25 protein-coding genes and 1 pseudogene are annotated in these 22,490 nt (G+C 73.0%); 13 read left to right on the plus strand and 13 right to left on the minus strand.

What is annotated here, in order from left to right; all coding sequences use genetic code 11:
* Positions 1-2: 2 nt before the first annotated feature.
* From KLI87_RS03180 to KLI87_RS03190, 3 genes are all read right to left on the minus strand, one after another.
* Entirely contained in the window at positions 3-401 is a 399-nt protein-coding gene (locus KLI87_RS03180; protein ID WP_214615749.1) for a cupin domain-containing protein, read from the minus strand.
* 245 nt (positions 402-646) lie between these two features.
* Entirely contained in the window at positions 647-1,957 is a 1,311-nt protein-coding gene (locus KLI87_RS03185; RefSeq protein WP_214615750.1) for a retropepsin-like aspartic protease, read from the minus strand.
* A 147-nt stretch (positions 1,958-2,104) separates the two neighbouring features.
* Complete coding sequence (locus tag KLI87_RS03190; protein WP_214615751.1) at positions 2,105-2,263, minus strand: hypothetical protein; 159 nt, start codon at positions 2,261-2,263, stop codon at positions 2,105-2,107.
* A gap of 310 nt (positions 2,264-2,573) precedes the next feature.
* On the opposite strand from KLI87_RS03190, the gene KLI87_RS03195 reads away from it, so the two are divergent.
* Both KLI87_RS03195 and KLI87_RS03200 read left to right on the plus strand, forming a co-directional pair.
* Positions 2,574-4,220, plus strand: a complete 1,647-nt coding sequence (locus tag KLI87_RS03195; protein ID WP_214615752.1) for an NAD(P)/FAD-dependent oxidoreductase — start codon at positions 2,574-2,576, stop codon at positions 4,218-4,220.
* 54 nt (positions 4,221-4,274) lie between these two features.
* Positions 4,275-5,603 carry a pentapeptide repeat-containing protein gene (locus KLI87_RS03200; RefSeq protein ID WP_214615753.1) on the plus strand — a complete coding sequence of 443 codons (1,329 nt, stop codon included), beginning with the start codon at positions 4,275-4,277 and terminating at the stop codon, positions 5,601-5,603.
* 12 nt (positions 5,604-5,615) lie between these two features.
* Here KLI87_RS03200 and KLI87_RS03205 read toward each other — a convergent pair whose 3' ends face one another.
* Positions 5,616-6,677, minus strand: coding sequence for a zinc-binding dehydrogenase (locus KLI87_RS03205; RefSeq protein WP_214615754.1), 1,062 nt, complete (start codon positions 6,675-6,677; stop codon positions 5,616-5,618).
* A gap of 97 nt (positions 6,678-6,774) precedes the next feature.
* Between KLI87_RS03205 and KLI87_RS03210 the strand changes: the two genes are divergently transcribed.
* The gene (locus tag KLI87_RS03210; protein WP_214615755.1) at positions 6,775-7,368 is read left to right on the plus strand and encodes an ABATE domain-containing protein; all 594 of its coding nucleotides are present in this window, start codon (positions 6,775-6,777) and stop codon (positions 7,366-7,368) included.
* A gap of 28 nt (positions 7,369-7,396) precedes the next feature.
* Here KLI87_RS03210 and KLI87_RS03215 read toward each other — a convergent pair whose 3' ends face one another.
* Complete coding sequence (locus tag KLI87_RS03215) at positions 7,397-7,897, minus strand: MarR family winged helix-turn-helix transcriptional regulator (protein ID WP_214615756.1); 501 nt, start codon at positions 7,895-7,897, stop codon at positions 7,397-7,399.
* 95 nt (positions 7,898-7,992) lie between these two features.
* Here KLI87_RS03215 and KLI87_RS03220 point away from each other — a divergent pair, with 95 nt between their 5' ends.
* A complete protein-coding gene (locus KLI87_RS03220) occupies positions 7,993-8,580 on the plus strand; it encodes an NADPH-dependent F420 reductase (RefSeq protein ID WP_214615757.1) in 588 nt (195 codons plus the stop codon).
* A 107-nt stretch (positions 8,581-8,687) separates the two neighbouring features.
* The gene (locus KLI87_RS03225; protein WP_214615758.1) at positions 8,688-9,845 is read left to right on the plus strand and encodes an MFS transporter; all 1,158 of its coding nucleotides are present in this window, start codon (positions 8,688-8,690) and stop codon (positions 9,843-9,845) included.
* Positions 9,846-9,885: 40 nt separating this feature from the next.
* Here KLI87_RS03225 and KLI87_RS03230 read toward each other — a convergent pair whose 3' ends face one another.
* Positions 9,886-11,106, minus strand: coding sequence for an FAD-dependent monooxygenase (locus tag KLI87_RS03230; RefSeq protein WP_214615759.1), 1,221 nt, complete (start codon positions 11,104-11,106; stop codon positions 9,886-9,888).
* Between the two features lie 81 nt (positions 11,107-11,187).
* Here KLI87_RS03230 and KLI87_RS03235 point away from each other — a divergent pair, with 81 nt between their 5' ends.
* Entirely contained in the window at positions 11,188-11,748 is a 561-nt protein-coding gene (locus tag KLI87_RS03235; protein WP_214615760.1) for a TetR/AcrR family transcriptional regulator, read from the plus strand.
* A 144-nt stretch (positions 11,749-11,892) separates the two neighbouring features.
* Positions 11,893-12,651 (plus strand): hypothetical protein, encoded by a 759-nt coding sequence (locus tag KLI87_RS03240; RefSeq protein ID WP_214615761.1) that lies wholly within the window; start codon positions 11,893-11,895, stop codon positions 12,649-12,651.
* Between the two features lie 6 nt (positions 12,652-12,657).
* On the opposite strand, the gene KLI87_RS03245 is transcribed toward KLI87_RS03240, so the two are convergent.
* The 4 genes from KLI87_RS03245 to KLI87_RS03260 all read right to left on the minus strand — a co-directional run bounded on the left by KLI87_RS03245 (position 12,658) and on the right by KLI87_RS03260 (position 14,992).
* Positions 12,658-13,179 (minus strand): hypothetical protein, encoded by a 522-nt coding sequence (locus KLI87_RS03245; protein ID WP_214615762.1) that lies wholly within the window; start codon positions 13,177-13,179, stop codon positions 12,658-12,660.
* A 367-nt stretch (positions 13,180-13,546) separates the two neighbouring features.
* Entirely contained in the window at positions 13,547-13,978 is a 432-nt protein-coding gene (locus tag KLI87_RS03250) for a DUF3995 domain-containing protein (protein ID WP_156220370.1), read from the minus strand.
* 46 nt (positions 13,979-14,024) lie between these two features.
* Complete coding sequence (locus KLI87_RS03255; RefSeq protein WP_214615763.1) at positions 14,025-14,483, minus strand: hypothetical protein; 459 nt, start codon at positions 14,481-14,483, stop codon at positions 14,025-14,027.
* Positions 14,480-14,992 (minus strand): RNA polymerase sigma factor, encoded by a 513-nt coding sequence (locus KLI87_RS03260; protein ID WP_214615764.1) that lies wholly within the window; start codon positions 14,990-14,992, stop codon positions 14,480-14,482. Before KLI87_RS03260 ends, KLI87_RS03255 begins: the two co-directional genes overlap by 4 nt.
* A gap of 103 nt (positions 14,993-15,095) precedes the next feature.
* Here KLI87_RS03260 and KLI87_RS03265 point away from each other — a divergent pair, with 103 nt between their 5' ends.
* Positions 15,096-15,722, plus strand: a complete 627-nt coding sequence (locus KLI87_RS03265; RefSeq protein ID WP_214615765.1) for an FMN-dependent NADH-azoreductase — start codon at positions 15,096-15,098, stop codon at positions 15,720-15,722.
* An 8-nt stretch (positions 15,723-15,730) separates the two neighbouring features.
* Here KLI87_RS03265 and KLI87_RS03270 read toward each other — a convergent pair whose 3' ends face one another.
* Positions 15,731-17,176 (minus strand): MFS transporter, encoded by a 1,446-nt coding sequence (locus tag KLI87_RS03270; RefSeq protein WP_214615766.1) that lies wholly within the window; start codon positions 17,174-17,176, stop codon positions 15,731-15,733.
* A 56-nt stretch (positions 17,177-17,232) separates the two neighbouring features.
* Between KLI87_RS03270 and KLI87_RS03275 the strand changes: the two genes are divergently transcribed.
* From KLI87_RS03275 to KLI87_RS03285, 3 genes are all read left to right on the plus strand, one after another.
* Complete coding sequence (locus KLI87_RS03275) at positions 17,233-17,871, plus strand: TetR/AcrR family transcriptional regulator (protein ID WP_214615767.1); 639 nt, start codon at positions 17,233-17,235, stop codon at positions 17,869-17,871.
* 84 nt (positions 17,872-17,955) lie between these two features.
* Entirely contained in the window at positions 17,956-18,435 is a 480-nt protein-coding gene (locus KLI87_RS03280) for a MarR family winged helix-turn-helix transcriptional regulator (protein WP_214615768.1), read from the plus strand.
* Between the two features lie 220 nt (positions 18,436-18,655).
* Complete coding sequence (locus KLI87_RS03285) at positions 18,656-19,549, plus strand: NmrA family NAD(P)-binding protein (RefSeq protein WP_214615769.1); 894 nt, start codon at positions 18,656-18,658, stop codon at positions 19,547-19,549.
* Positions 19,550-19,732: 183 nt separating this feature from the next.
* Here the strand turns inward: KLI87_RS03285 and KLI87_RS39700 are convergent.
* A pseudogene (locus KLI87_RS39700) lies at positions 19,733-19,813 on the minus strand (NADP oxidoreductase); the annotation flags it as partial.
* A gap of 206 nt (positions 19,814-20,019) precedes the next feature.
* Here KLI87_RS39700 and KLI87_RS03295 point away from each other — a divergent pair.
* A complete protein-coding gene (locus KLI87_RS03295; RefSeq protein ID WP_214615770.1) occupies positions 20,020-20,613 on the plus strand; it encodes a hypothetical protein in 594 nt (197 codons plus the stop codon).
* On the opposite strand, the gene KLI87_RS03300 is transcribed toward KLI87_RS03295, so the two are convergent.
* Positions 20,603-22,051, minus strand: coding sequence for an MFS transporter (locus KLI87_RS03300; protein WP_214615771.1), 1,449 nt, complete (start codon positions 22,049-22,051; stop codon positions 20,603-20,605). The two genes, KLI87_RS03295 and KLI87_RS03300, sit on opposite strands and share 11 nt — an antisense overlap.
* A 112-nt stretch (positions 22,052-22,163) precedes the next feature.
* Here KLI87_RS03300 and KLI87_RS03305 point away from each other — a divergent pair, with 112 nt between their 5' ends.
* A complete protein-coding gene (locus KLI87_RS03305; protein ID WP_156220362.1) occupies positions 22,164-22,490 on the plus strand; it encodes a helix-turn-helix transcriptional regulator in 327 nt (108 codons plus the stop codon).

Raw genomic sequence — 22,490 nt, forward strand, 5'->3', positions numbered from 1 at the left:
CCTCAGGCCCTCGGGTCGGCGGCGGGACGCGGCGCACGGCGGTCGCGGCGCGCTTCGAGTTCGTCCTGGTCGACGATGGTGAGCATCGGCTCGCCGGGAACGCCGAGCATGACGACGACGAAACGCGTCCACGCGTCGTTGAGATTGTTGGCCGCCTGGTAGTGGATGACGTCGCCGCCCGGCTCCCAGAACGCCTCACCGGCGCGGATCACGCGCTCGGGTTCGCCCTCCAACTCGAAGACCATCTCCCCTTCGAGCATGTACCCGAAGACCGGCCCCGAGTGCCGGTGCGGCGGCGTCCCCGAATCGCCCGGCGGCAGTTCGATCGTCACGGTCATCGCCTCGGCGCCCGCCGGGATGAAGGGCGGAAGCTCGCACATCAAAGTCGTGAGTTTGGACATGACGCCGAAACTAGGGTCCCGGCGACGCGGCGAAGTAGACCACTTGACGACCGTTTCCTTGGACCGGATGACCACCGGGCTCACGAGCACAAAGCTCCGTGGACGTGGCACGGGCCCCAGGTCCGGCGGGGGCGAGGTACGGACCGACTCACCTAGACCGCGCTGTCCTCCTCGTCCTCCAGGAGCGGATGAGCACTGAAGCGGACGCCGCCACGCCCCGGAACATCTGGCAACGCCCTTTCGGCCTAGGCGCGTCTGCGGTGGGAAGCTATGCGTAGGCGCATGGCCGTGTAGTCGAAGGTGACCGCGTACGGCTTGTAGAAGTCGTGCGTGAAATTGGCGATCGCGTCGAAGCCGAACGCGGCGGAAAGGCCGGGGCCGGGCAGGCCGGGGAACACCTTCTCGGCGGCGAAGCCGAGGATGTCGCGCCCGACCGCGCGGCCGAGGCTGATGCGGTCAGGCCGGATCGGGTAGATGTCGATCCCGTTGACCGACCCGACCGGGTGCGCGCGGTCGACGGGGATGCCGAGGGATTCGGCGATCTCCACCGTCGTGTCCAGGCCGTGGCCGATGCCGCCGGTGTCCACGGTCACCACCCGGGGGCCGTCGTCGCGCAGGCTGCCCAGCGAGCAGGGAAAGTGGTCCCCGGCGAGCCACAGCGGCAGGCCGTCCGACCTGCGGGCGGGGCGGGGCCGTCGCAGGACGAGGGCACGGCGCGCGTAATCCATCGTGGCCAGGAAGTGGTAGAGGACGGTCGTGCCGAATGCGCCGGCCGCGGTGGAACCGTCCGGCAGCGTCGGCCTCTGGCCGCCCTGCGACCACTGGACCGGCAGGTTCCGGACCTCGATGTCGCCGATCCGGAAGGAGTCCAGCACGCCGAGGTAGATGGTCACCGGCTTGTTACCCGCCACGCCTGAGGTGGTGGCCACCGCCCGCAGCCCCAGGTCCTTCGCGGTCTCCGGTGCGAGGTCGAGCGTCGCGTAGGTGTCGACCATGAACGTCAGGGGCCGGGAACCGTTCACCGACGCCTCCACCACGGGCACGGGGTCGAGGAACCGGAACGGCACGCGCGTGCCGGCCGGTCCGGAGATCCGGTAGGGCGAGGCGCCGAGGTGGCCGTACTGCGTCGCGGACGCCTTGGTCGACGGCGTGCCGATCTCGTTGAGCAGCGGGACCGCACGGGCATGCCGGTCCTGGCGGACGAAGCAGTCGGCGAGCCTGCGCAGGGAGCCGGTGTCGCCCGGGTTCAGGTCGATGGCGCTGGACAGGTGGCGTTCGGCCATCCGGAAGCGGTTGGACAGCAGCGCGATGTAGCCGAGCTGCGCGTTCGCGTGGGCGTTGCGCGGATCGCCGCGCAGCAGCAGCCGGTAGGCGCGCTCGGCCTCGGCGAACCGGCCGTGCTTGAAGAGCCGGTCCGGGTCCTTGGCGGAGGTCGCCGCCGCTCGGGTCGACGGAATGTCCAGGAAGGGAACAAACGCGGCGGCCGCGGTGAGACCGGCGCGGCGCAGGACCGCGCGGCGGTCAAGGTCGTGGGACGGCGTGTGGGGCAGGGACATGGCAGGCTCCTCAAAGCTCGCAGCGCCTGGGGCGGCCCCATTCCAGCCGCGGCCTCGTTGCCTCACCGTTAACAGGGTTGGCATTCCTTGCCGCCCAGAGCGGTCGGCGGCTGCGGTGGTCCGGTTCGCCGAACCCCCATCCACGGTTCAGGTGGTCGCTCGGGACCGTGCCTCGGCGGCCCAGTGGGGTGCGTTCCAGCGGTCGGCGATGGTGGCGGCTTGGGTGAGGTGGGCGGCGGCCTCGTCGGCGCGGCCGAGGAAGACGGCCAGTTCACCGAGGGTGTGGGCGACCGGGCGCAGTGCCAACGCCAGGCTCGCGGCGCCGGCCGGGGGCCGTCGCGATGCGGAAGCAGTGTCGCGTAGATCTCCTTGGCGGCATCGCGGTCGACCAAGGCGATGCTCGCCATCGCGCGCAGCGTGGTGAAGAAGAAGTCGGGGCGGATCGGGCCGGCTGACGCGCGGATCTCGCGGGCTTCGCCGTCCAGGCCACCGGCGTGCAGAGCGAGCCTCCGTGCCGCAGGTCGAGTCCTGGGTGGGAGGGCGGCTCGGCGCCCTCCCGCCCCGGGCGTCGCCGGGGGGCCGTGGGGGCGCTCGGTGTTCTGGGTACCTGTCGTCTATGGAAGAGACACCCATGGCGCCGAGCGGCGGCGTCCCGTCCGCGGAAGTCTTCGACGCCGTCGTCATCGGTAGCGGTATCAACGCCCTCGTCGCCGCCGCGCGGCTCGCGCGCGGCGGGTGGCGGGTCGCGGTGTGCGAGCGCGAGGACCGGCCCGGCGGCGCCGTCCACACCAGCCGGGAGGTCTTCCCGGGCTACACCGTGGAACTGCTGTCCAGCTGGCATCCCCTGTTCGTCGGGGGTCCCGCCTACGCCGCCCTCGCCGGCGAACTGGCCCGCCGGGGCGTCGTCTACCGCAACACCTCCCGGCCCACCGGCGTCGCATGCCGCGATGGGGCGGCCGTCCTCGCGACCGACCCCGACGCGCTCGCCGCCGCCCTGGCCTCCGTCGGTGACGCGGAGAACTGGTCGGCGATGATGACCGAGTTCGGCGGCAAGATCGACCTGGCGTTCGGCCTGCTCGGCACCGATTTCTGGCGTCCGGGGGCGCTCCGGCTCGGCTGGCGGGCGCTGCGGCGGCTGGGCCGCCGGGGCCTGGTCGCGTCCGGCGCGGAGGTCCTGGAACCGGCGCGGCCGTGGCTGGAGCGGACGTTCTCCTCGCCCGTCACCCGCGCGATGCTGGCCCCCTGGGCCCTGCACGGCGGCCTCGGCCCCGACGACGCCGCCTCGGCCTTCATCATCAAGGTCATCGCCGCGGCCGTCACCACCGGCGGCATGCCCGTCCCCGAGGGCGGCGGCGTCCGCCTCGTCGAGGCGCTGGCCGGAATCGTCACCGACGCCGGCGGTGAGCTCCTCACCGGTGCCGATGTCACCCGGATTCTCGTGGAGCAAGGCCGCGCCGCCGGTGTGCGGCTCGCGGACGGACGCGCACTGCGCGCCCGCCGCGCCGTCCTCGCCTCCGTCACCCCGCGCGCCCTCTACGAAGACCTCCTGGATGGTCGCGCTCCTGCGGATCGCCTCCAGGCGGCCCGGGCCTTCCGGCACGGCCGTGCCGCCATGCAGATCCATCTGGCCCTCGACGAGCCGCCCCGATGGAAGGACCCGGCTCTGGAGGACGTCGCCCTCGTGCACGTCCTGGACGACCTGGACTCGCTGTCGGCATCGGTGAACGCCGCCTGGCGCGGCCTGCTGCCCGAACGGCCGACGATCGCCGTCGGCCAGCCCGCCACCGTCGACCCCGGACGCGTCCCCGAGGGCAAGGGCCTGCTGTGGCTCCAACTTCAGGAACTGCCCCGGCAGGTCCGCGGTGACGCGGCCGGCGTCATCGACCCCGGCGACGGCACCTGGACCCCGCGGCTCCGCGACGCCTACGCCGACAGGATTCTCGGCCTCCTGCGTCCCCACATCACCAACCTGGACTCCGCCCTCGCCGACCGTCTGGTGCTGGGGCCCGCCGAACTGGAGGAGATGAACGTCAACCTGGTCGGCGGCGACCCCTACGGCGGCGATTGCCGGATCGACCAGTACGTCCTCTGGCGGCCCCTGTCGTCGGGCACCGGCCACGCGACCGGCGTACCGGGCCTGTGGCACATCGGCGCCTCCACGCACCCCGGCCCCGGTCTCGGCGGCGGCTCGGGTTTCCTCGTCGCCGAAAGGCTCCTGCGCGCCCGACGCGGTCGCGTGAAGCTTGATGCGGCTGGTCGGTGACCTCCGGGGCTGGCAAGCTTCGGGGTCATTGTCGTTACGGACTGTGCGGGCGGGATGAACGGGTTCGACTGGGACGGCTGGGCGGCGCGCGACGGTTGGGACGTCCCGCCGGAGACGCTGGGCGGCGGGCAGGACGCGGTCGACTCCCTGTGCGGGTGGTGGCGGCGGGCCGGGGGCGAGGACCCCGGTGTGCTGCGCTCGTGCGGGCGGGTGCTGGCGGCGATGCTGCGTGCGGGGGACGGCCTGGACGTCGTTCTGCGCGGTGCGGTCGTGGTGGACGGGCGGTTCGCGGGCTGCGCGTTCGGTGCGGTGGACTTCTCCGACGTGCGGTTCGTGGGGGATGTGGACTTCGCGGCGGCGCGGTTCGGCGGGCAGGCGGTGTTCCAGCGCGTCCTGTGCGAGGGCGACGCGGAGTTCGGCGGCGCCGCCTTCGCGGAGGCGGCGGTGTTCGGGCGGGCCCGGTTCCGGGGCGCGGCCGGGTTCGCGGGAGCGCGGTTCGGTGATCTGGCGTGGTTCGGGCGCGGCGAGGACGGGCTGTCGGAGGAGGATCCCGCCTGGGACGAGATCGAGGACGCGGCCACGCCCGCCTGGCAGGAGCCCAACGAGGACGATCCGCACTGGCCGCTGGCCGTGCTGGATTTCGACTACCAGGAGTGGATCGAGGGCGGCGACGGCGCCCGCTTCGCCGGTCCGGTCACCTTCCGGGGCGCCGGGTTCGGCGCGGACGCCTGGTTCGGCAAGGCCCGCTTCGGCGACTCCGCGGACTTCACCGGCGCGGTCTTCGGCGGTCCCGTCCACCTGCCGGCCCCCACCGTTGACCTGACCGGTGCCCGCGCCGACGAGGCCGCCGAGCACGAGTGGCCCTTCGGTTGGCGCCTCCATGACGGCGGGTTGGCCGCCGGCCGGCGCGACCTGGCCGACCCCGCCGCGCGCCTGGCGGGTGTCGAACGGCTCGCCTCGCTCGGCGATGCCGAGCCCGGGGCCCGTGCGGCGGTGGCCCGCGCGCTGTGCGAGTACCTGCGCGTTCCGCTGCCCTTCGCCGTCACCGGGCCCCTGACGCCGCCGCGGGCCGCCGAGTTGCGGGCGCGCCGGGCCGCGCAGGAGGCGCTCGCCGCCCGCGCCCGCCCCGGCGGCTGGCCGGACCTGTCCCTGCACCTGTCCGGCGCGACGCTCGTCGACCTGGACCTCAGCGGTGTGTCGGTCGCCTACGGCGACTTCTGCGGCGCCCAGTTCCACGGCAGGACCGACTTCTCGGATGCCGTCTTCGAGCGCGCCGACTTCTGCCTGCCCGGCTCGGCCGACGGCCGCGCGACGTTCCACGGCCCGGCCGACTTCACGGACGCCCGCCTGGGCCGTCACGGTTCACCCGTCGACGGTTGCTGAAATGCTCCCGCGTCAGAACCGGTCGATGACGACGACCCCGGTCGGGCCGTAGGACTCCATGGACTCCAGCACCTCGCTCACCTGATCGAGGCCCACCGTGCGGGACACGATCCGCCCGGGGTTCAGGCGACCGGCCTCGATCATGTTCAGCATCGTGCCGAAGCGCTGGCCCTGCATGCCGAAGGCGCCCAGCACCTCCAGCTCCTTGACCATCATGATGTCGATCGGCAGCGCGACCTCGCCCTTCTCCGCGCGCGTGGTGTGCCCGAGCTGGAGATGGCGGCCGCGCGTGCGCAGGGACATGACGGAGTTGCGGCAGGCGGCGGCGATGCCGACGGCGTCGATCGACACGTGCGCGCCGCCGCCGGTCAGCGTCCTCACCGCGTCGGCGGGCTCGTCGTGCGCCGCGTTGACGGTGTGCGTCGCGCCCAGGGCGCGCGCCGCGTCCAGCTTCTCGTCCGAGATGTCCACCGCGATCACGTTGGCGCCCGTCGCGGCGGCGATCTCCACCGCCGACAGCCCCATGCCGCCTCCGGCGCCGTACACCGCGACCCACTCGCCGCCGCGGACCCGCGCCTGGTCGACGATGCCGTGGAAGGCGGTCATGTAGCGGCAGGCCAGGCTGGCGACATCGACGAAGCCGACGGACTCCGGCACCGCGACGAGGTTGACGTCGGCGAAGCGCACCATGACCAGTTCCGCGAAGGCGCCCCAGTAGGACACCCCGGGCACGAGCGACGCGACGTGGTCGCACACGTGCTGGTTGCCGCTCCGGCACATCTCGCACGAGCCCTCGCCCGGGTTCATCGGGAAGAGGACGCGGTCGCCGCTCGTCCAGCCCCTCACCTCGCTCCCGACCTCCTCGATCGTGCCCGCGAACTCGTGGCCGAGGACGAACGGGGCTTGGACCTGCGGTCCTCCCGTCCAGAAGTCGCCAGCCCACAGGGCCCAGTCAGTCCGGCAGATCCCGTTCGCGGCGACGCGCACGATCGCGCCGTCCGGGGGGCAGTCGGGATCCGGTACCTCGCGGACGACGAGCGGCTTGTTGAGCTCTTCGATGACTGCGGCGCGCATGAACGCGACCTCCTGCCGATAGTGTCCACCTGTTGGAGCGGTGGACCGGACGCTATGTCCCTCGTTTCGGCGATGTCAACCGCATAAGGTGGTGGACATGGGCGATGAAGGCGGGCGGCGGCGGACCAAGGCCGACTTCCGGTTCGACGACGCGCGGTTGTGCTTCGGCTTCGCGGGCACCCTCGCCGATCGCGGCAAGGCGGCGCCTTTCGAGCGGTTGGCGCGGCCGGACGATCTGAGCCGGTGGTGCGTGGAGAGCGGCTGCACCGGCGCGCCGCCCGCCTGTACCGAGGCCGACCTGGTCCGGGCGAAGGAACTGCGGGAGGCGATCCAGCGGGTGGGCGAGGCCATGGCGGCCGGGGTCGCGCCCGGTTCCGGGGACGTCGCCGCCATCAACCGCGCGGCCGCCGAGCCGTCGTCGGTGCCGGAGCTCTCAGCCGACGCGGCCTCGGTCCGCTGGAGCGGCGACGGGGTGGGAGCGGTGCTCTCGACCGTGGCGCGGGATCTGATCGCGCTGTGCGATTCGGAGTACCGCACACGTGTCCGGATATGCGGGAATCCGGATTGCGGTGTGCCGTTCGTCGACACCTCCCGTGCGGGTGCCCGTCGCTGGTGCTCGATGAAGACCTGCGGGGCGCTCGCGAAGAAGCGGGCCTACCGCGCCAGGCTGCGGGCGGACGGCACCGGCTGAGCCGGGCGGTGGACGGCGGTCACCAGGGTCACCGGGCCGACGAGCCGCGCCTGCGCGGAGGCTGAAGCGGGACCACCGCGCGCAGATGGGTGCGGGCGGTGTCCATCATGTCGGCGAGCTGGGTGATCTGCTCGTCGGTCAGCAGGTCGATCAGGCCGCCGCGGACCATCTCCAGATGCCCGGGTGCGGTGCGCTCCAGGAGCCGCCGGCCCTCCTCGGTGATGACGACCATGGCCCTGCGCTCGTCGTCGGCGCTGGTCTCGCGGCGGAGCAGGCCGGCCTTCTCCAGCTGGGCGACCTGGTAGCTCAGGCCGCTCCGCGAGGTGATCATCAGTTCGGCGAGCTCGGTGATGCACCGCTGCTCGGGGGCGCTCTCGTTGGTCCAGTGCAGGATCTCGTACTGGACCAGGGTGAGCCCGCCGTCCTCCCTGACCTGCCGTTCGACCAGGCGGTGGACCAGGGCGGAGGTCTCCAGGAAGCCGCTCCAGGCGCGCATCTCCCGCTCGTTCAGCCAGCGCGGTTCGCTCATGGGTCGAGTCTACCGAGGTTGCGTCGAATTCGATGCATCCGTACGATCGGTCAGGTGCGTCGAATTCGACGCAAGTCGACCGGAAGGTTCCGCTCATGAAGATCAGCATCATCGGCAAGGGCAACGTCGGTTCCGCGCTGGCCCGCCGCCTGACCGCGGTGGGGCACACGGTCACCACGGCCGGCTCGTCCACCGACACGGGTCAGGTCGCGGCGCAGGTCGCCGAGGCGGAGGTCGCCGTCCTGGCGGTGCCCTTCCCCGCGGTCGCCCGGCTCGACGGCAAGGTGAAGGCGGCCCTGGACGGCAAGATCGTGATCGACGCCACCAACCCGCTGGCGGCCGACTTCATGTCGCTGACCGTCGGGCACACCACCTCCGCGGGGGAGCAGGTCGCCGCCGCGCTGCCCGGCGCCCGGGTGGTCAAGGCGTTCAACACCGTGTTCGCCGGCACGCTGGAGACCCCCGAACTCGGCGGCGGCACGCTCTTCCTGCCGGTCGCCGCGGACGACGAGGCCGCCAAGAAGACCGTGCTGGACCTCGGCGCGCAGCTCGGTTTCGACGCCGTGGACGCCGGTCCGCTGGCGAACGCCCGCTACCTGGAGCCGGCCGTGGAGGTGCTGATCCAGCTCGCCTACGGCGTCGGGCTGGGCGGCGACATCGGCTTCACGCTGGCGCGGGCGTGAGGGCGGCGGGTTCCGCTCGGCGGCCGTCGGCCCGTTCGAGCGGACCCCGCTCCGCCTCCACGGCGGTCACCCACGCCGACCCGTCCTCCCCTTCGAAGGAGCGAGCCATGCCTCTCGCCCTGCTCGCGCTCGCGGTCAGTGCCTTCGGCATCGGAACCACCGAGTTCATCATCAACGGCCTGCTCCCCGAGTTGGCCGCCGACTTCGACGTCAGCGTCCCGGCCGCCGGGCTGCTGGTCTCCGGATACGCGGTCGGCGTGGTCATCGGCGCGCCCCTGCTCACGATGGCGGGGGCGCGCCTGCCCCGCAAGACCATGCTGCTCGCCCTGATGGTCCTCTTCCTGGCGGGCAACCTGCTGTCGGCGCTGGCCCCGGCCTACGGCGTGCTGATGGCCGGGCGGATCATCGCGGCCTTCGCCCACGGCGCCTTCTTCGGCGTCGGCGCCGTCGTCGCGGCCGACCTGGTGGAACCGGACAGGCGCGCCCGAGCGCTGTCCCTGATGTTCTCCGGGCTGAGCCTGTCGAACGTCCTCGGTGTGCCCGCCGGTACCGCGATCGGGCAGGCGTTCGGCTGGCGCGCCACCTTCTGGGCCGTCGTCGCGGTCGGCGTCGTCGCCCTGGCGGGGATCGCCGCGCTCGTCCCCTCCGGCCCGCGCCCTCAGGGGCACAACCTCGGGCGGGAGTTGGGCGTCTTCCGGCAGGGCGGCGTATGGCTGGCGCTGGCCATGACCGTGTTCGGGTTCGCGCCGGTGTTCACCGTGATCACCTTCATCGCGCCGATGATGACCGACGTGGGCGGCTTCTCCCCGGGCGCGGTGCCCGTGGTCATGGGCCTGCTCGGGATCGGCCTGGTCGTGGGGAACCTCCTCGGCGGCCGGCTGGCCGACCGGGCCGTGCTGCCCGCGCTCTACGCCTCCATCGGCGCGCTCGCCGTGCTGTCGGCCCTGGTCGCCGCCACCGCGGGCGACCAGGCGGCGTTCGTCGCCGCGATCGTGCTGTTCGGGATCGCCGCCTTCGCGACGATCCCGCCGTTGCAGACCTGGGTGCTGGACAGCGCGTCGCAGGCCCCCGCCCTGGCCTCGGCGGCCAACATCGGCGCCTTCAACCTGGCCAACGCCCTCGGCTCCGTGATCGCGGGCCTCACCGTCGACGCGGGGCTCGGGTACGCAGCGCCCGCCTGGGCGGGCGCTGGGCTGGGCGTGGCCGGTCTGGCCGTGACCGGGGTCGTGGGCCTGCGCGTCCGCCGGCAGGCCCTCGCGACCTAGCGACCGGACCGCCGCCGGGAGCGACGTGGTCGGGCGCGGGTCAGCCCAGGCCCAGCGCGGCGGGCGACGGGGTGTAGTCCTCGACGGTCATGGCGTCGTAGAGGCGCGCGCTCTTGGTGGTGAGGCGGATGAGGGCGCGGGCGGGCGCCGCGGGCAGGGCGGAGGTCAGGCGGGAGCCGTGGGCCAGCGCCCGCACGCCGAGTCGGGAGGTGGGGATCAGGGTCTTCGCCGTGCTCAGCGCGACCGCCCGGCTGTCGCGCACGTGGTCGATCATCGCGCGTTCGTAGGCGGGGAAGGCGCGATCGTGGTCGCCGCCTGCTCGGGCGAGCTCGCCGGCCAGGACGTACGCGCCCACGACGGCCAGGGTGGTGCCGCCGCCCACGACCGGGCCGGGGGAGCAGCCCGCGTCGCCGACGAGGGTCACCCTCCCCCGCGACCAGCTCTCCATGCGGAGCTGGGTGATCGAGTCGAAGTAGAACGCGGAGGTGCGGTCGAGCTCGTCCAGCCAGCCGTCCACGTCGGGGTGCATGCCGCCGAAGGCGCCGCGCAGCAGCTCCTTCTGCCGGGGCACGTCGCGGTGGTGGTCGAGCTCGCGGTCGCCGCGGAACATGAACAGGGCCCGCGCGCCGTCGAGGTGCCGCGCCCCGTACATGCCCGCGGTGCGGCCGACGCCGACGTGCATGAGGAGTTCGCCGTCGAGGCGCGGGGTGTTGGGCAGGGCCAGCACCCCGAAATGGGCCCCGACGAAGGTGCTGAGGCCCGCGTCGTCGCCGAAGACGAGGCGGCGCACGTTGGAGCGCAGCCCGTCCGCCCCGACGACCAGGTCGAACCGGCGCGGCGCGGCTCTTTCGAAGCGCACCTCGCCGTCGGGTGAGATCGCGGTGACCGAGTCGCCGAAGACGTACTCGACGTCGTCGCGCGCGGCGTCGTGGTAGATCTCGCTCAGTTCGTCCCGCATGACCTCCAGGTGCCGGTCGGAGGCGGCGCCGAAGATCTTGGAGAGGTCCGCCCGGATCGGCCGCCGGGTGCCCTCCTGGTGGACGGTCAGCCTGCTGGTGCCGGTGGCGCGCTCCTCCAGGCGCCGGAGCACGCCCATCTTCTCCGAGATGTCGACCGCGGGGCGGAACAGGTCGACGGCGTGCCCACCGGTCTTGCGCAGGGTCGGCGCGCGCTCGACGACGGTGACGGAGAAGCCGTGCCTGGCGAGCCAGTACGCCAGCACCGGACCGGCGACGCTGGCGCCGGAGATGAGAATCCGCATGGAGCACCCTCTCTACTTACTTAACGATAAGTAAGCATAGCAGCGCCACTTACCGACCGTTAAGTCAGATAGGCTGGCGGCATGCCTCGCCCCTCCGACACCAAGCAGCGGATCCAGGAGGCGGCCCGCGAGCTCTTCGGCCGGCAGGGCGTGCAGCGGACCAGCCTGCAGGAGATCGCCGACCGGCTGGGCATCACCAAGCCGGCGCTGTACTACCACTTCGCCTCGCGGGAGGAGCTGGTCCGCAGCATCGTGCAGCCGATCATCGACGAGGAGGAGGCGTTCCTGGCGAGCCAGGAGGCGCTGGACGAGGTCGATCCCGTCGCCCTGCTGGAGGGCTACTTCGACTTCCACTACCGCAACCGCGAGGGGATCGTGCTCATGCTCGGCGAGCTGACCACGCTCGCCGACCTCGGAGTGATCGACCTCGCGCTGAGCTGGCGCGAGCGGCTGGTCAGGCTGGTGCAGGGCCCCGAACCCACGCTGGAGCAGGCCGCCCGGGGCGTGATCGCCTTCGGCGGCATCCAGGACTGCACGATCCAGTTCGCCGACGTGCCGGAGGACGAGCTGCGCCGGGTGGCCGTCGACGGCGCCTGCGCGGTCCTGGGCATCGACCCGCGGCGCGGAGCGGCCCGCCGCTGAGGCGGAGGGTTCCGGGGCCTCGGCGGTGACCGCGTCGGGGGTCTCGCTCTACGCCGCTGTGGGGCGGCGGTATTACGGGGGCTTCGGTCGTGGTGGTGGGCGTACTGTGCGAGGCGGGGGATCCCTCGATCGGAGGTTCGGGTGATGACTCGGCGTTCACGGCTTTCCGCCTGCGGCGATGTCGGGCCGGCCGACTGGGTGGTCGCGGGCGTCGGGCCGTTCGGATCGGGCGTGGGCGGTCTGGTGCCGCACGGCTTCGAGGCGTACGCGCGGATCCTGCATCCGGCCTACGCGGCGGACGGGAGCCCGGTGACCTGGGCGCGGGTGGCCGCGTGGTCGGGCGGGGCGGTGCATCCGCGGGTGCAGTTCCAGGCGCTGGCCGGGCCGGTGCCCCGGGTGGACGTCGCGCGGCCCTGGGTGGAGGAGCCCGACCCGGGGACCCTCACCCCGGAGCTCTTGGCGGCCTTGTGCGACGTCCTGGCCGGGCACACGGGGTCGGCCGATCGCTGCTGGTTCTGCGTCTCAGACGGCTATGAACCGGCTCCGGAGGGCGCGACCGCCACGTTCACCGCCGGTGCGGGTGCTGACCGGGAGCCCGAGGTGCTCCCGCCGGAGATCGGCGAGGGCCCCCGAGTGGAGTTGCCCGAACGGACATACCTCCTGCTCAAGGGCCCCCTTGACGCCGCCGCGGAACTCGCGGTGCCGCTGTTCTCGCAGTCGCCCAACCTCTTCTGGCCCGATGACCGGGCGTGGTGCGTCACGACCGAGACGGACCTGGACTCCACCTACCTCGGAGGGACCGCCGCCCTCGTCGCCGAGATCGTGGCGGACGAGCGGCTGGAGGCCGTTCCGGTCGAGGTGACCGACCCCGTGTGGGCGGACAGCGACGAGATCAACCGCTGACCCGGGTCAGCAGTGGATGGAGACCGTCGGGGTCCGCTTCCCGACGGTGGCGACCCGCGGGGTGTACCCGGGGGGCGCGTAGAGGGTGGCGACGGCCTCGCCGTGGTACCTGCCGGTCCTGCAGACGAGCGCGGCGTTGCCCTTGGCCGTGCGCTTCCCGGTGCTGCCGAACGCCTTGATCTTGGATCCGCGGTTGCTGAACAGGCCGACCTTCCCGCGGATCATCCGGAGCGGCTGGCTGCAGGTCACGCCCGTGCGGACGTTGATGGTGCCGTGCACGTGGCCGGACTTGTGCGGGATGCCGCCGTGGGCGCCGATGAAGCGGATCTCGCAGTGGATGACCCTGGCGCCGAGCGTCTTGGAGTTGGACGAGAAGTCGACCTGATACTTGGCCGGGGCCGCGGGGGCGGGGGGCGGTGCCGCCGCCTCCGCCTCCGCCGTCGCCGCGCCGCCGGCGACCCCCACGACGGCCGCGGCCCCCACCACGGCCAGCGTCCGCTTCGCGGCGCTCCAGCTCTGCTGTCCCATGTGCTGCCTCCTCATGCATTGGTCGAACGGAGTTTCGCAACGGGGTATTGCGATCTTGTGTTACGCGGGTATTGCTGTCAATGAAATTTTCCGGGTTGTGAACGGCCGTGATTGGCCATTTTTGTAAAAATAGGCCGGGTGCTTAAAAAGTGGACGTCGAACGTGCGGTCGGCTTCCGAAACATCGGCTGTGACGGACATGAGGCCGATGTCATCATCTGGCGGGATTCGGTGTGGCGATGATCTCGTGCCGTCGATGCAACACGCGCTATGCGGGCCTCCGGCGGCGGCCGCTTCGCGCCGGCTATTCGGTCTCCTGCTCCCGAAAGTGCGGCAACCCGTCCGAACCGCGAAGGACGTCCGGAGTCTCAGTGCGCGGCCACGAGCGCCGTCGCCGCGACCAGCAGCAGGCAGAGCGGCGTGTAGAGGACGAGGTTGAGCCTGTAGAAGGCCGAGTCCCTCTCGGCGCCGATTCCGAAGGCCCAGGCGACACCGGCCAGGGCGCGCACTCCGGCTCCGGCGGCGACGGCGAGCGTTCCGGCCAGGGGCAGCCATCCCGGAAGGCCGGCGAGGATCACGTCGGCCTGGGCCAGGACGGTGGCCCCGGCACCCGACAGGGCGAGGACGAGCGGGGCCAGGACGCGCGGCGTGAAGGGGACGTCCGCGTTCAGCAGCCCCTGGGACAGGGTGGACACGTCGTGGGCGGGCCAGGTGCGTCCGGTCATCCAGTAGACGTGCAGGAGCGCGTCGAGGAACAGGACGGTGGCCACCACGAGGGCCGCGATTTCGTAGGTTCGCATGCTAGGGAGAGGACGCCGGGGGCCCGAACCACTCCCGTGATCCGCGTCACGCTTCCGGGGTGAAGCGCCGGACGAAGCGGCGCAGGATCAGCGGCCCCAGCAGGCGCCGAACCGGCGGCCCCAGGACGCGCGCCCCTGGCACACGGAGTGCCGCCATATACGCGAAGCGGGTGCCGTCGCCCTCAGCGACGGCGCCCATGCCGAACACCAGGAAGCGGCTCTGCATCAGGCACCAGCCGGGACGGAGGACCATGTCGAACCGTCCCCGCAGGCCCGAACGGCCGCGCACGGCCGCGCGCATCCGTTCGCCATGGCGCTCGGTGACGCGCAGTGTACGGACGTCCGGCACCAGCCCGGGAAAGCCGCGCTCCGGGTCGCCGAGCACCGCCCACACGTCCTCGAAAGTGGAGGGCAGTACGGCCTCCTCCAGCAGGACGCCCGGGAACGACGCCGCCAGGGCGCGGAGCCGTCGCACCTCGTCCAGCTCGCCGACCGGCCAGGTCATCGCGCCGCCCCCTCGTCCCGCCAGTTCCGCCGGAAGCTCGCGCGGGCCCGGAACAGCCGCGACCGGACGGTCCCGGCCGGGACCCGCAGCATCCGCGCCGCCGTCTCCTCGTCCAGCCCCTCCAGGTCGCGCAGCACGAGGACGGCGCGGTGCTCGGGTGACAGCCGGTCCAGGACGTCGCGGACGTCCGCCGCGAGCGCCGGGTCGCCGGGCGCGGGCACCTCGGCCAGTGGCGCGGGGACGGCGCGCGCCGACTGCTTGGCCACCCGCACCGCCTCGCGCACCGCGACGACCCGCACCCAGCCGAACAGCGCGGCGGGTTCGCGCAGGTCCTTCAGGTTGCGCATGACCACGATCAGCGCCTCCTGGGCGGCGTCGGGGGCGTCCTGCAGCGCGATCGGCCCGCAGAGCCGCCGCACATAGGGCGTGAGAACGTCGAGGACCTCGTGCAATGCCATCAGGTCGCCGCGCTGCGCACGCCTCACGACGTCAGGGTCGACCCCGCTCACCAGCCTCACCCTAGCCCGGCGCCGACCGCTTGCTATACGGACCGCGGTCCGTTAATCTTCCAGAGCATATGGACCATAGTCCGTTTATGGAAGGGATCAGCTCATGAGCCGGTTGCTGCACATCTCCGCCTCGCCGCGCGGGGCGTCCTCGGAGTCGTTGGCGCTCGCCGCCGCGTTCCTGGACGCCTACCGGGAGACCCACCCCGGCGACACCGTCGACCACCACGACCTCTGGGACGGCACGCTCCCCGAGTTCGGCCCCGCCGGAGCCGGAGCCAAGATGGCGGTCTTCGGCGGCGCCGACCCCTCCGGCGCGCAGGAACGCGCGTGGGCCGCCGCCCGCGCCGTCTTCGAGCGCTTCGACTCCTACGACCGCTACCTGTTCAGCGTCCCCATGTGGAACTCGGGAGTGCCGTACATCCTCAAGCAGTACATCGACGTGGTCTCCCAGCCCGGCTGGGTGTTCGGCTTCGACGCCCAGGACGGCTACACCGGCCTCCTGCGCGGCAAGAAGGCGGCCGTCCTGTACACGAGCGCCGTCTACGGCGACGCTCGCGGACCGGCCTTCGGCGCCGACCACCAGCGCGGGTTCTTCGAGGACTGGCTGCGCTGGGCCGGGATCACGGACATCACCACCGTGCGCTTCGCTCCGAACCTCGCCACCGCCGACGCCGATACCGCGCGCCGTGAGGCCCACTCCCAGGCCCGTGATGAGGGCAAGCGGTTCTGAGGCGGAGGTCACGCCGGTTCGGCACGGAGGCGGTGTGCCAGCAGCATGCCGCCCACGGCGAGCAGCCCGGTCAGGACGAAGACGCCCAGCATCGAGGAGTCGCGGTCGTCCCCGAAGGCGATGGCCGCTCCGCCCAACCCGGCGATCAGGGCCGTGGCGAAGGTCTGGGCGAGCTGTAGCGCGCCGCTCGCCTCGCCCTGCCGCTCCGCCGGGACCTGGCGCAGCGTCTCGGTGGTGGAGGCGTTGAAGCCGATGCCCATCCCGAGCCCGCCGACCGCCCATCCCAGCAGGGCCGTCCACACCGGGACCGCGCCGGACATGACCGTCACCGCGATCAGCGCGACCCCGACGGCGAGGACGGCGAAGCCGGTCACGGTGGCGGCGGTGCGTCCGGCGCCCCGGGCGTCCCTCCTGGCCTGCAACGCCGAACCGGCGACCCAGGTGATCGCCCCGGCCGACAGCCCGAGGCCGGACGCGGTCGCGGTCATCCCGCGCGACTCCTGGAGGCCGAGCGGCAGGAACGCCTCGGTGCCGAAGTAGGCCCCGCACAGCAGGGCGCGGACGGCGACCCCGGCGCCGAGGCCGCGCCGGGCGCCCAGCGTCCCCGGCGGCGCCACCCACCGCAACGAGGGGACCGTGACGAGGACGCCGACGGCGGCCAGAACGATCAGGGCGACCGTGTCGGTCAGCAGCAGCGCCTGGAGCAGGACGCCGGTTCCGACGGTGAGCAGCACGGCGCCGCCCAGCGGACGCCTCCACCACGGCAGCGCGGCGGGGGGAGCCCCGGTGCCGCCGGACCGGCGCAGCCCGCGCAGCGGGGGAAGGCCGAGGGCGGCGGCGACGGCGATGATCGGCAGGATGAGCAGGAACACCCACCGCCACGTGGTCCGTTCGGCGAGGGCGCCGGTGGTGGCCGGACCCACCAGCGACGGGATGGTCCAGGCCGAGGACAGCAGCGCGTACATCCGGGCGCGCAGGCGCTCGGGGTAGGCCAGCCCGATCACGGTGTAGGCCATGGCCATCACCGCGCCCACGCCGAGCCCCTGGAGGAACCGGCTGGCCAGGAACAACAGCCAGGTGGGCGCGGCTCCCGCCACCGCGCAGCCGGCCGCCAGGAGCAGCATGCCCCAGGCCATCGGACCCGCCGGGCCGCGCCGGTCGGCGGCCCGTCCGGCGACGACGGTGCCGATGACGTTGGCCAGCATGAGGGCCGACAGACCCCACCCGTAGGCGCCCAGGCCGCCGAGGTCCGCGGCGATGCCGGGCAGCACGGTCGCCACGCCGAGCGACTCCAGGGCCACGAGTCCGACCGACAGCAGCACCCCCGCCGTCAGCGCCCGGTAGGGCCCGCCGAACACGCCGCCCGCGGCGCGGTCGGCCTCGGGTGGTGGGGCGGGCGCGCCCTCGCGGACGTCGCGATCGGGGGTTCCGGTCTCGTCGGCACCGTGCTTCATGGCGGCCTCCAGTTATATTTCGTTCCGGATCGGAACGTAACATATACAATGCCCACATGGGCAAGCCGACAAGCCGCTCCTCCGGGCCGTCCGCCTCTCCGGCCGGCGGGCGGCCCCGCGACACCCGCATCGACGACGCGGTCCGGGAGGCGGTCGTCGAGATCCTCAACGAGGTCGGCTACAGCGGCCTGACGATGGAGGGGGCGGCGGCGCGCGCCGGAACCACGAAGCCCGCCATCCGCCGCCGCTGGCGGTCCCGGCAGCACCTCGTGATCGACGCCCTGGCCACCACCATCGGCACCGCGCCCACGCCCGACACCGGCTGCACCCACTGCGACCTCATCGCGGGGATCGGCACGCTCAGCGCGGCCTTCACCACCACCCTCGGCCGCCGCGCGCTCCCCGCGCTCGTCGCCGACCTCGCGGGCGACCCCGCGCTCGAACGGCACTTCTTCGAGCTGTTCTTCCATCCGCGCCGGGCGACCACCGCCGCCGCGCTCCGCCGCGGCGTCGACCGGGGCGACCTGCGGCCCGACATCGATGTCGACCTCCTCCTGGACATGCTCGCCTCGACGACCTACTACCGGGTGCTCTTCGGGCACCTGCCGGTCACGCCCGAACTCGCCGGGGACGTCGTGGGCGTGATCCTCTCCGGCGTCGCCACCGAGCGGTGGCGCGGCTGCCACCCGAGCTGAACGATGCGCGGCGCGCTTGCCGGGGACGGGGCCGCGGCATATAGTTGGTTGAGTCAAACCAACTAATGAGGGGCGGGACGCGAGATGGACGATGCCCCCGGCCGGGAGGACCGGCCGGGTCAGCGGGAGGCCGCCGACCGTGTGGCGGCGGCGCTGGCCACGGTCGGCAACTGGATGTTCGCCCCGGCCACCCGGCGGCGGATCATGGCGTCCTTCGGGCTGGAGATGTCGCTGGGGGACTACACCCTGCTCGCCCAGGTCTCCCTGCACGGGCCGGTGCGGCTGTCGGTGCTGGCCGGGCTGATGGAGGTGGACAAGTCCACGCTCTCTCCCCCGGCCAAGCGGCTGGAGTCGCGCGGGTTCATCGAGCGGCACCCCGACCCGGCGGACGCCAGGGCGCAGCTGGTGAGCGTCACGCGGGAGGGCAGGCTCGCCATCCGCGAACTCTGGAAGGCGCGCGCGGACGCGGTCGCCGCGCTGCTGTCCGGCTGGGAGTCCTCCGACGTCGAGCACCTGGCGGAGGGCCTCGGCGCCTTCGCCGAGGCCATCAAGAAGAACTCCTAGCGGATCCCTGATCGTGCGCTGATCGTGCGCTGACCGCCGTCGCCACGATCCGCGTCCCCGCGCGGTGCCCTGCCTCCGACGGGCCGTCCGAGCGCGCCCCTTCCGAAGAGGTCACGTGCGTTCTGTTCGTGCTGCCCGAATTCGGGCCGGACGGCTGGGCGCCCCTCATCCCCTGAACGCCTGGACACGGGTTCCAGGCGACATCGCTAAGGAGAACAACATGTCATCGAAGGTCTTTGTGGCCGGAGCGACCGGGTTGCTCGGCGGACGGATCGTCGACGCCCTCCTCGACCGGGGCGCGTCCGTCAGGGCCCTGGTGCGGCCGGGCGAGGACGCCGCGAAGAAGGCGGCGATCGAGGCGCTCCAGGCCCGCGGGCTTGAGGTGGTCGCGGGCGACATCACCGATCCGCCGGCGCGGCTCGCCGAGGCGGTCGGCGACGCCGCGACGGTGATCTCGGCCGTCCAGGGCGGCCCCGACGTGATCGTGGACGGGCAGGCCAACCTCGTGCATGCCGCCGAGAAGGCCGGTGCCGCCCGCTTCATCCCGTCCGACTTCGCCGTCGATGTGACCAAGCTGGAGGACGGCGACAACTTCATGATCGACTGGCGCCGCGCGGCCGCCGCCCGTTTCCGCGGGGCCGACCTGGACGTGGTGTCGGTGCTGAATGGAGCGTTCTACGAGGTCATGGTCGGTTTCATGGGGATCGTGGACTGGGAGGGGGGCACCCTGTCGCACTGGGGCGACCCCGACCAGCCGCTCGACCTGACCTCGGTCTCCGACACGGCCGCCTACACCGCCGCCGTCGCGCTCGACCCGGGCGCCACCGGCACGCTCCGGTTCGCCGGTGAGGTCGTCTCGTTCCGGCGGTTCCACGAGGCGGTCCAGTGCGGTTCCGGCCGGCGGCTGGAGCTGCGCAACCTGGGCACCGCCGACGAGCTGCGCGCCGAGATCGAGCGCCGGGCCGGGCTCACCGAGAACCCGTTCGACTATGTGGCGCTCCAGTACCAGTGGTGCATGGTGAGCGGGAAGGGCAAGTTCGACACCCTCGACAACGCCAGGTACCCGCAGATCACGCCCGTGTCGGTGGCCGACTTCGTGCGCGCCTCGTCCTGAACGGGGACCGCCTGGTGAAGGGCGCCTTAGTCCGCGAGGCCGTCGCTGGGGAGCCGGGCCGCGCCCCCCGGTCAGCCCGCCCCCGTCCAGCTCGGGCGGGCGGCCGTCCCGCTCGGGGTGGTCGTTCGCGGTGTCCAGCACCGTCCTGCCCGCCAGGGCCTCGGCGGGGAGCCGGTCGAAGGCCAGGAGGGGGACGGCGGCCACGACCAGGTCGGCGGCCCGCGCCGCCTCCGCCGGGGTGGCGGCGCGGGCGCCCGCGCCCAGGTCGGCGACGAGGCCGGCGAGGGTCTCGGGGCCGCGCGGGTCGCTGAGGGACGACCTCCAGCCCGGCCGCGAGGGCCAGGCGGCCCACGGCGGAACCGGTCATCCCGCCGCCGATGAGTCCGAGTGTCTGAGGCATGGTCCGTCCCTGTTCATCGTGGATCGCTTGTCCGCCAGCGTGGGGCAGTGGCGGCCGTCCAACCAGGTCCGTGGCGTGCGCGGGATCGCGCGCCGCCCCCGGCCCTGCGCCGTGGCCGAGGACGGTCCGGAACTCCCCCCGGGGCCTGCGCTACCTGCCGCGGTCGTTCGAGACGGCGCCCGAACTGGCGATCGGGCGGCACACCCGGATCGTCGGCTGGAACCGGCTCGCCGCGGCGGTGTCCGGCGGCTTCGCCGCGCTGCCGGAGGGCCGCCGCACGCTCACGCACCTCCTGTTCGCCGAGCCCCATCAGCGCGAACCGCACCGCGACGGCTGGGAGCGGACGGCGCGCGAGCACGCGGCGCACCTGCGCGTCCTGCTCGGACGGTTCCGCGGAGACCCCGCCCTCACCGCGCACGTCGACGACATGCGCGAGCTGAGCCCCGGCTTCGCCCGGCTCTGGGCGGAGCACCCGGTGGCCCAGGTCCGGTCCCGCTCGTACCGGCTGCACCACCCGGTCGTGGGCCGCCTCACCCCGCACGGCCGTCGGCCTGGACCTGTTCGCCGCCGAGCCGGGCTCGCCGTCCGAGAAGGCCCTGCGCGAACTCGCGAACCTGTAGTCCGACGGCACGGGCTCCCACCCCGGACCGGGATCAGCCCGTGAGCAACCGGCCGGAGTCGGTGCTCTCGGCCGCGGGCGGGGCGGACGCGGCCGAGCGCGGCAGGACGAGGCTGACCAGCAGCCCGACGACCATCCCCGCCGCCGTCAGCAGCACCACGATGAGTTCGCCGTGGGCGGTGGCCGTGCGCAGGGCCTCGCCGGTCCTGCCCCCGGTCCCGATGTCGGCGAGCGCGGTGAACACGGCCAGGCCGATGGCGTTGCCGATGTTCAGGGCGGTGGAGTTGACGCCGTTGGCGACGCCCTGCTCGTGGGCGGCGGTGCCGGTGGCGGCGGCGATCCACATCGCCGTCCAGACGACGCCCTGGCCGACGCCGGAGACGATGAGGCCGGGCACCAGCAGGCCGTATCCGGCGTCCGCGCCGAAGCCGGCCGCCATGCCCGCCGTCCCGGCGGCCCCGACCGTGAAGCCGGTCAGCAGGGTCGCGCGCAGGCCGATCCGGGTGGTCAGCCGCTCGCCGAGCTGCGTGCCGGTCGCGATCGCCAGCGAGGGGACCAGGAAGGCGAGCCCGGTCTCCAGGGCGCTGTAGCCGTGCACGCTCTGCATGAGCACGGTCAGGAAGTAGGGCAGCACACCGAAGGTCGCCATGTAGATGAACGTGACGCTCAGGCCGATGGTCAGGTTCCGGTTGCGGAACAGCCGGAACGGCATGAGCGGATCGGCGCTGCGCCGCTCGATGGCCGCGAACGCCGCCAGCAGCGCGGCGGCCAGCACGAACGCGCCGACCACCAGCGGGTTCGCCCAGCCCTCCTCCGGCCCCTCCACCAGTGCGAACACCAGCAGCGTCGCGCCCGTGGTGGCGGTCAGCGAGCCGGGCAGGTCGAAGCGCCGCCGCGGTCCGCCCGACGGGTCGCGCGGGATCACCGCCAGCGCGGCCAGCGCCACGAGGACGGCCAGCGGCACGTTGACGTAGAAGACGGCGGGCCAGCCGAAGTTCTCGGTGAGCACGCCGCCGAGCAGCGCCCCGATGGTCAGGCCGCTGGCGCCCGCGCCGCCCCAGACCGCGAGGGCCCGGTTGCGCTGCGGCCCCTCCTCGAACAACGTGTTGATCAGCGACAGCGTGGAGGGCAGCAGCAGCGCGCCGCCGATCCCCTGCACCGCGCGTGCCGCGATGATCGTGGCGGGGGACGGCGCCAGGCCGCCGGCCAGCGAGGAGACGGCGTACAGGGCCAGGGCGAGCACGAACATGCGGCGGCGGCCGAGCAGGTCGGCGGCGCGGCCGCCGAGCAGCAGGAACCCGCCGGCGAACACGACGTAGGCGCTCACCACCAGCTGCTGGGTCTGGCCGGGGAAGCCGAGGTCGGCGCCGATCTCGGGGAGGGCGACGAACACGATGTTGAGGTCGAGCGCGTAGATCAGTTGGGCGAGCGCCAGCAGTGCCAGGGTCCAGCCCAGCCTCGGCCGTCTCGTTGCAGCGGACATGCCAGGGACATCCTTCGAGGTCATCGACGATAAAACGATCGTACGAATACTTACGTACAATCGTACGGAGGTGCAAGGGGCAATTGTTCGACTGTCGCGCTACGGTGGGACCATGAGGTACCGCCACCCGGACCGTGACCAGATCCGCATCGACGGGGTGCTGACCGCGCTCGGCCATCCGGTGCGGCTGGCCGCCGTCCGCCTGCTGGACGGCGGCGACGAGCGCAACTGCGGCAGCGTGCTCACCGAGCTCGGCATCGCGGCCAAATCCACCATGACCCACCACTGGCGCGTGCTCCGCGACAGCGGGGTGATCATCCAGGAGCCGTCCGGCCGGGAGAACCTGCTGACGCTGCGCCGCGACGACCTGGACGCCCGCTACCCGGGACTGCTGGACGCCATCCTCGCCGGTGCCCGCACCGACGAGGCCGCCACCTGA

Origin of the sequence: Actinomadura sp. NEAU-AAG7 (assembly GCF_018603865.1) — a bacterium.
GTDB classification, from domain to species: Bacteria; Actinomycetota; Actinomycetes; order Streptosporangiales; family Streptosporangiaceae; genus Spirillospora; species Spirillospora litoris.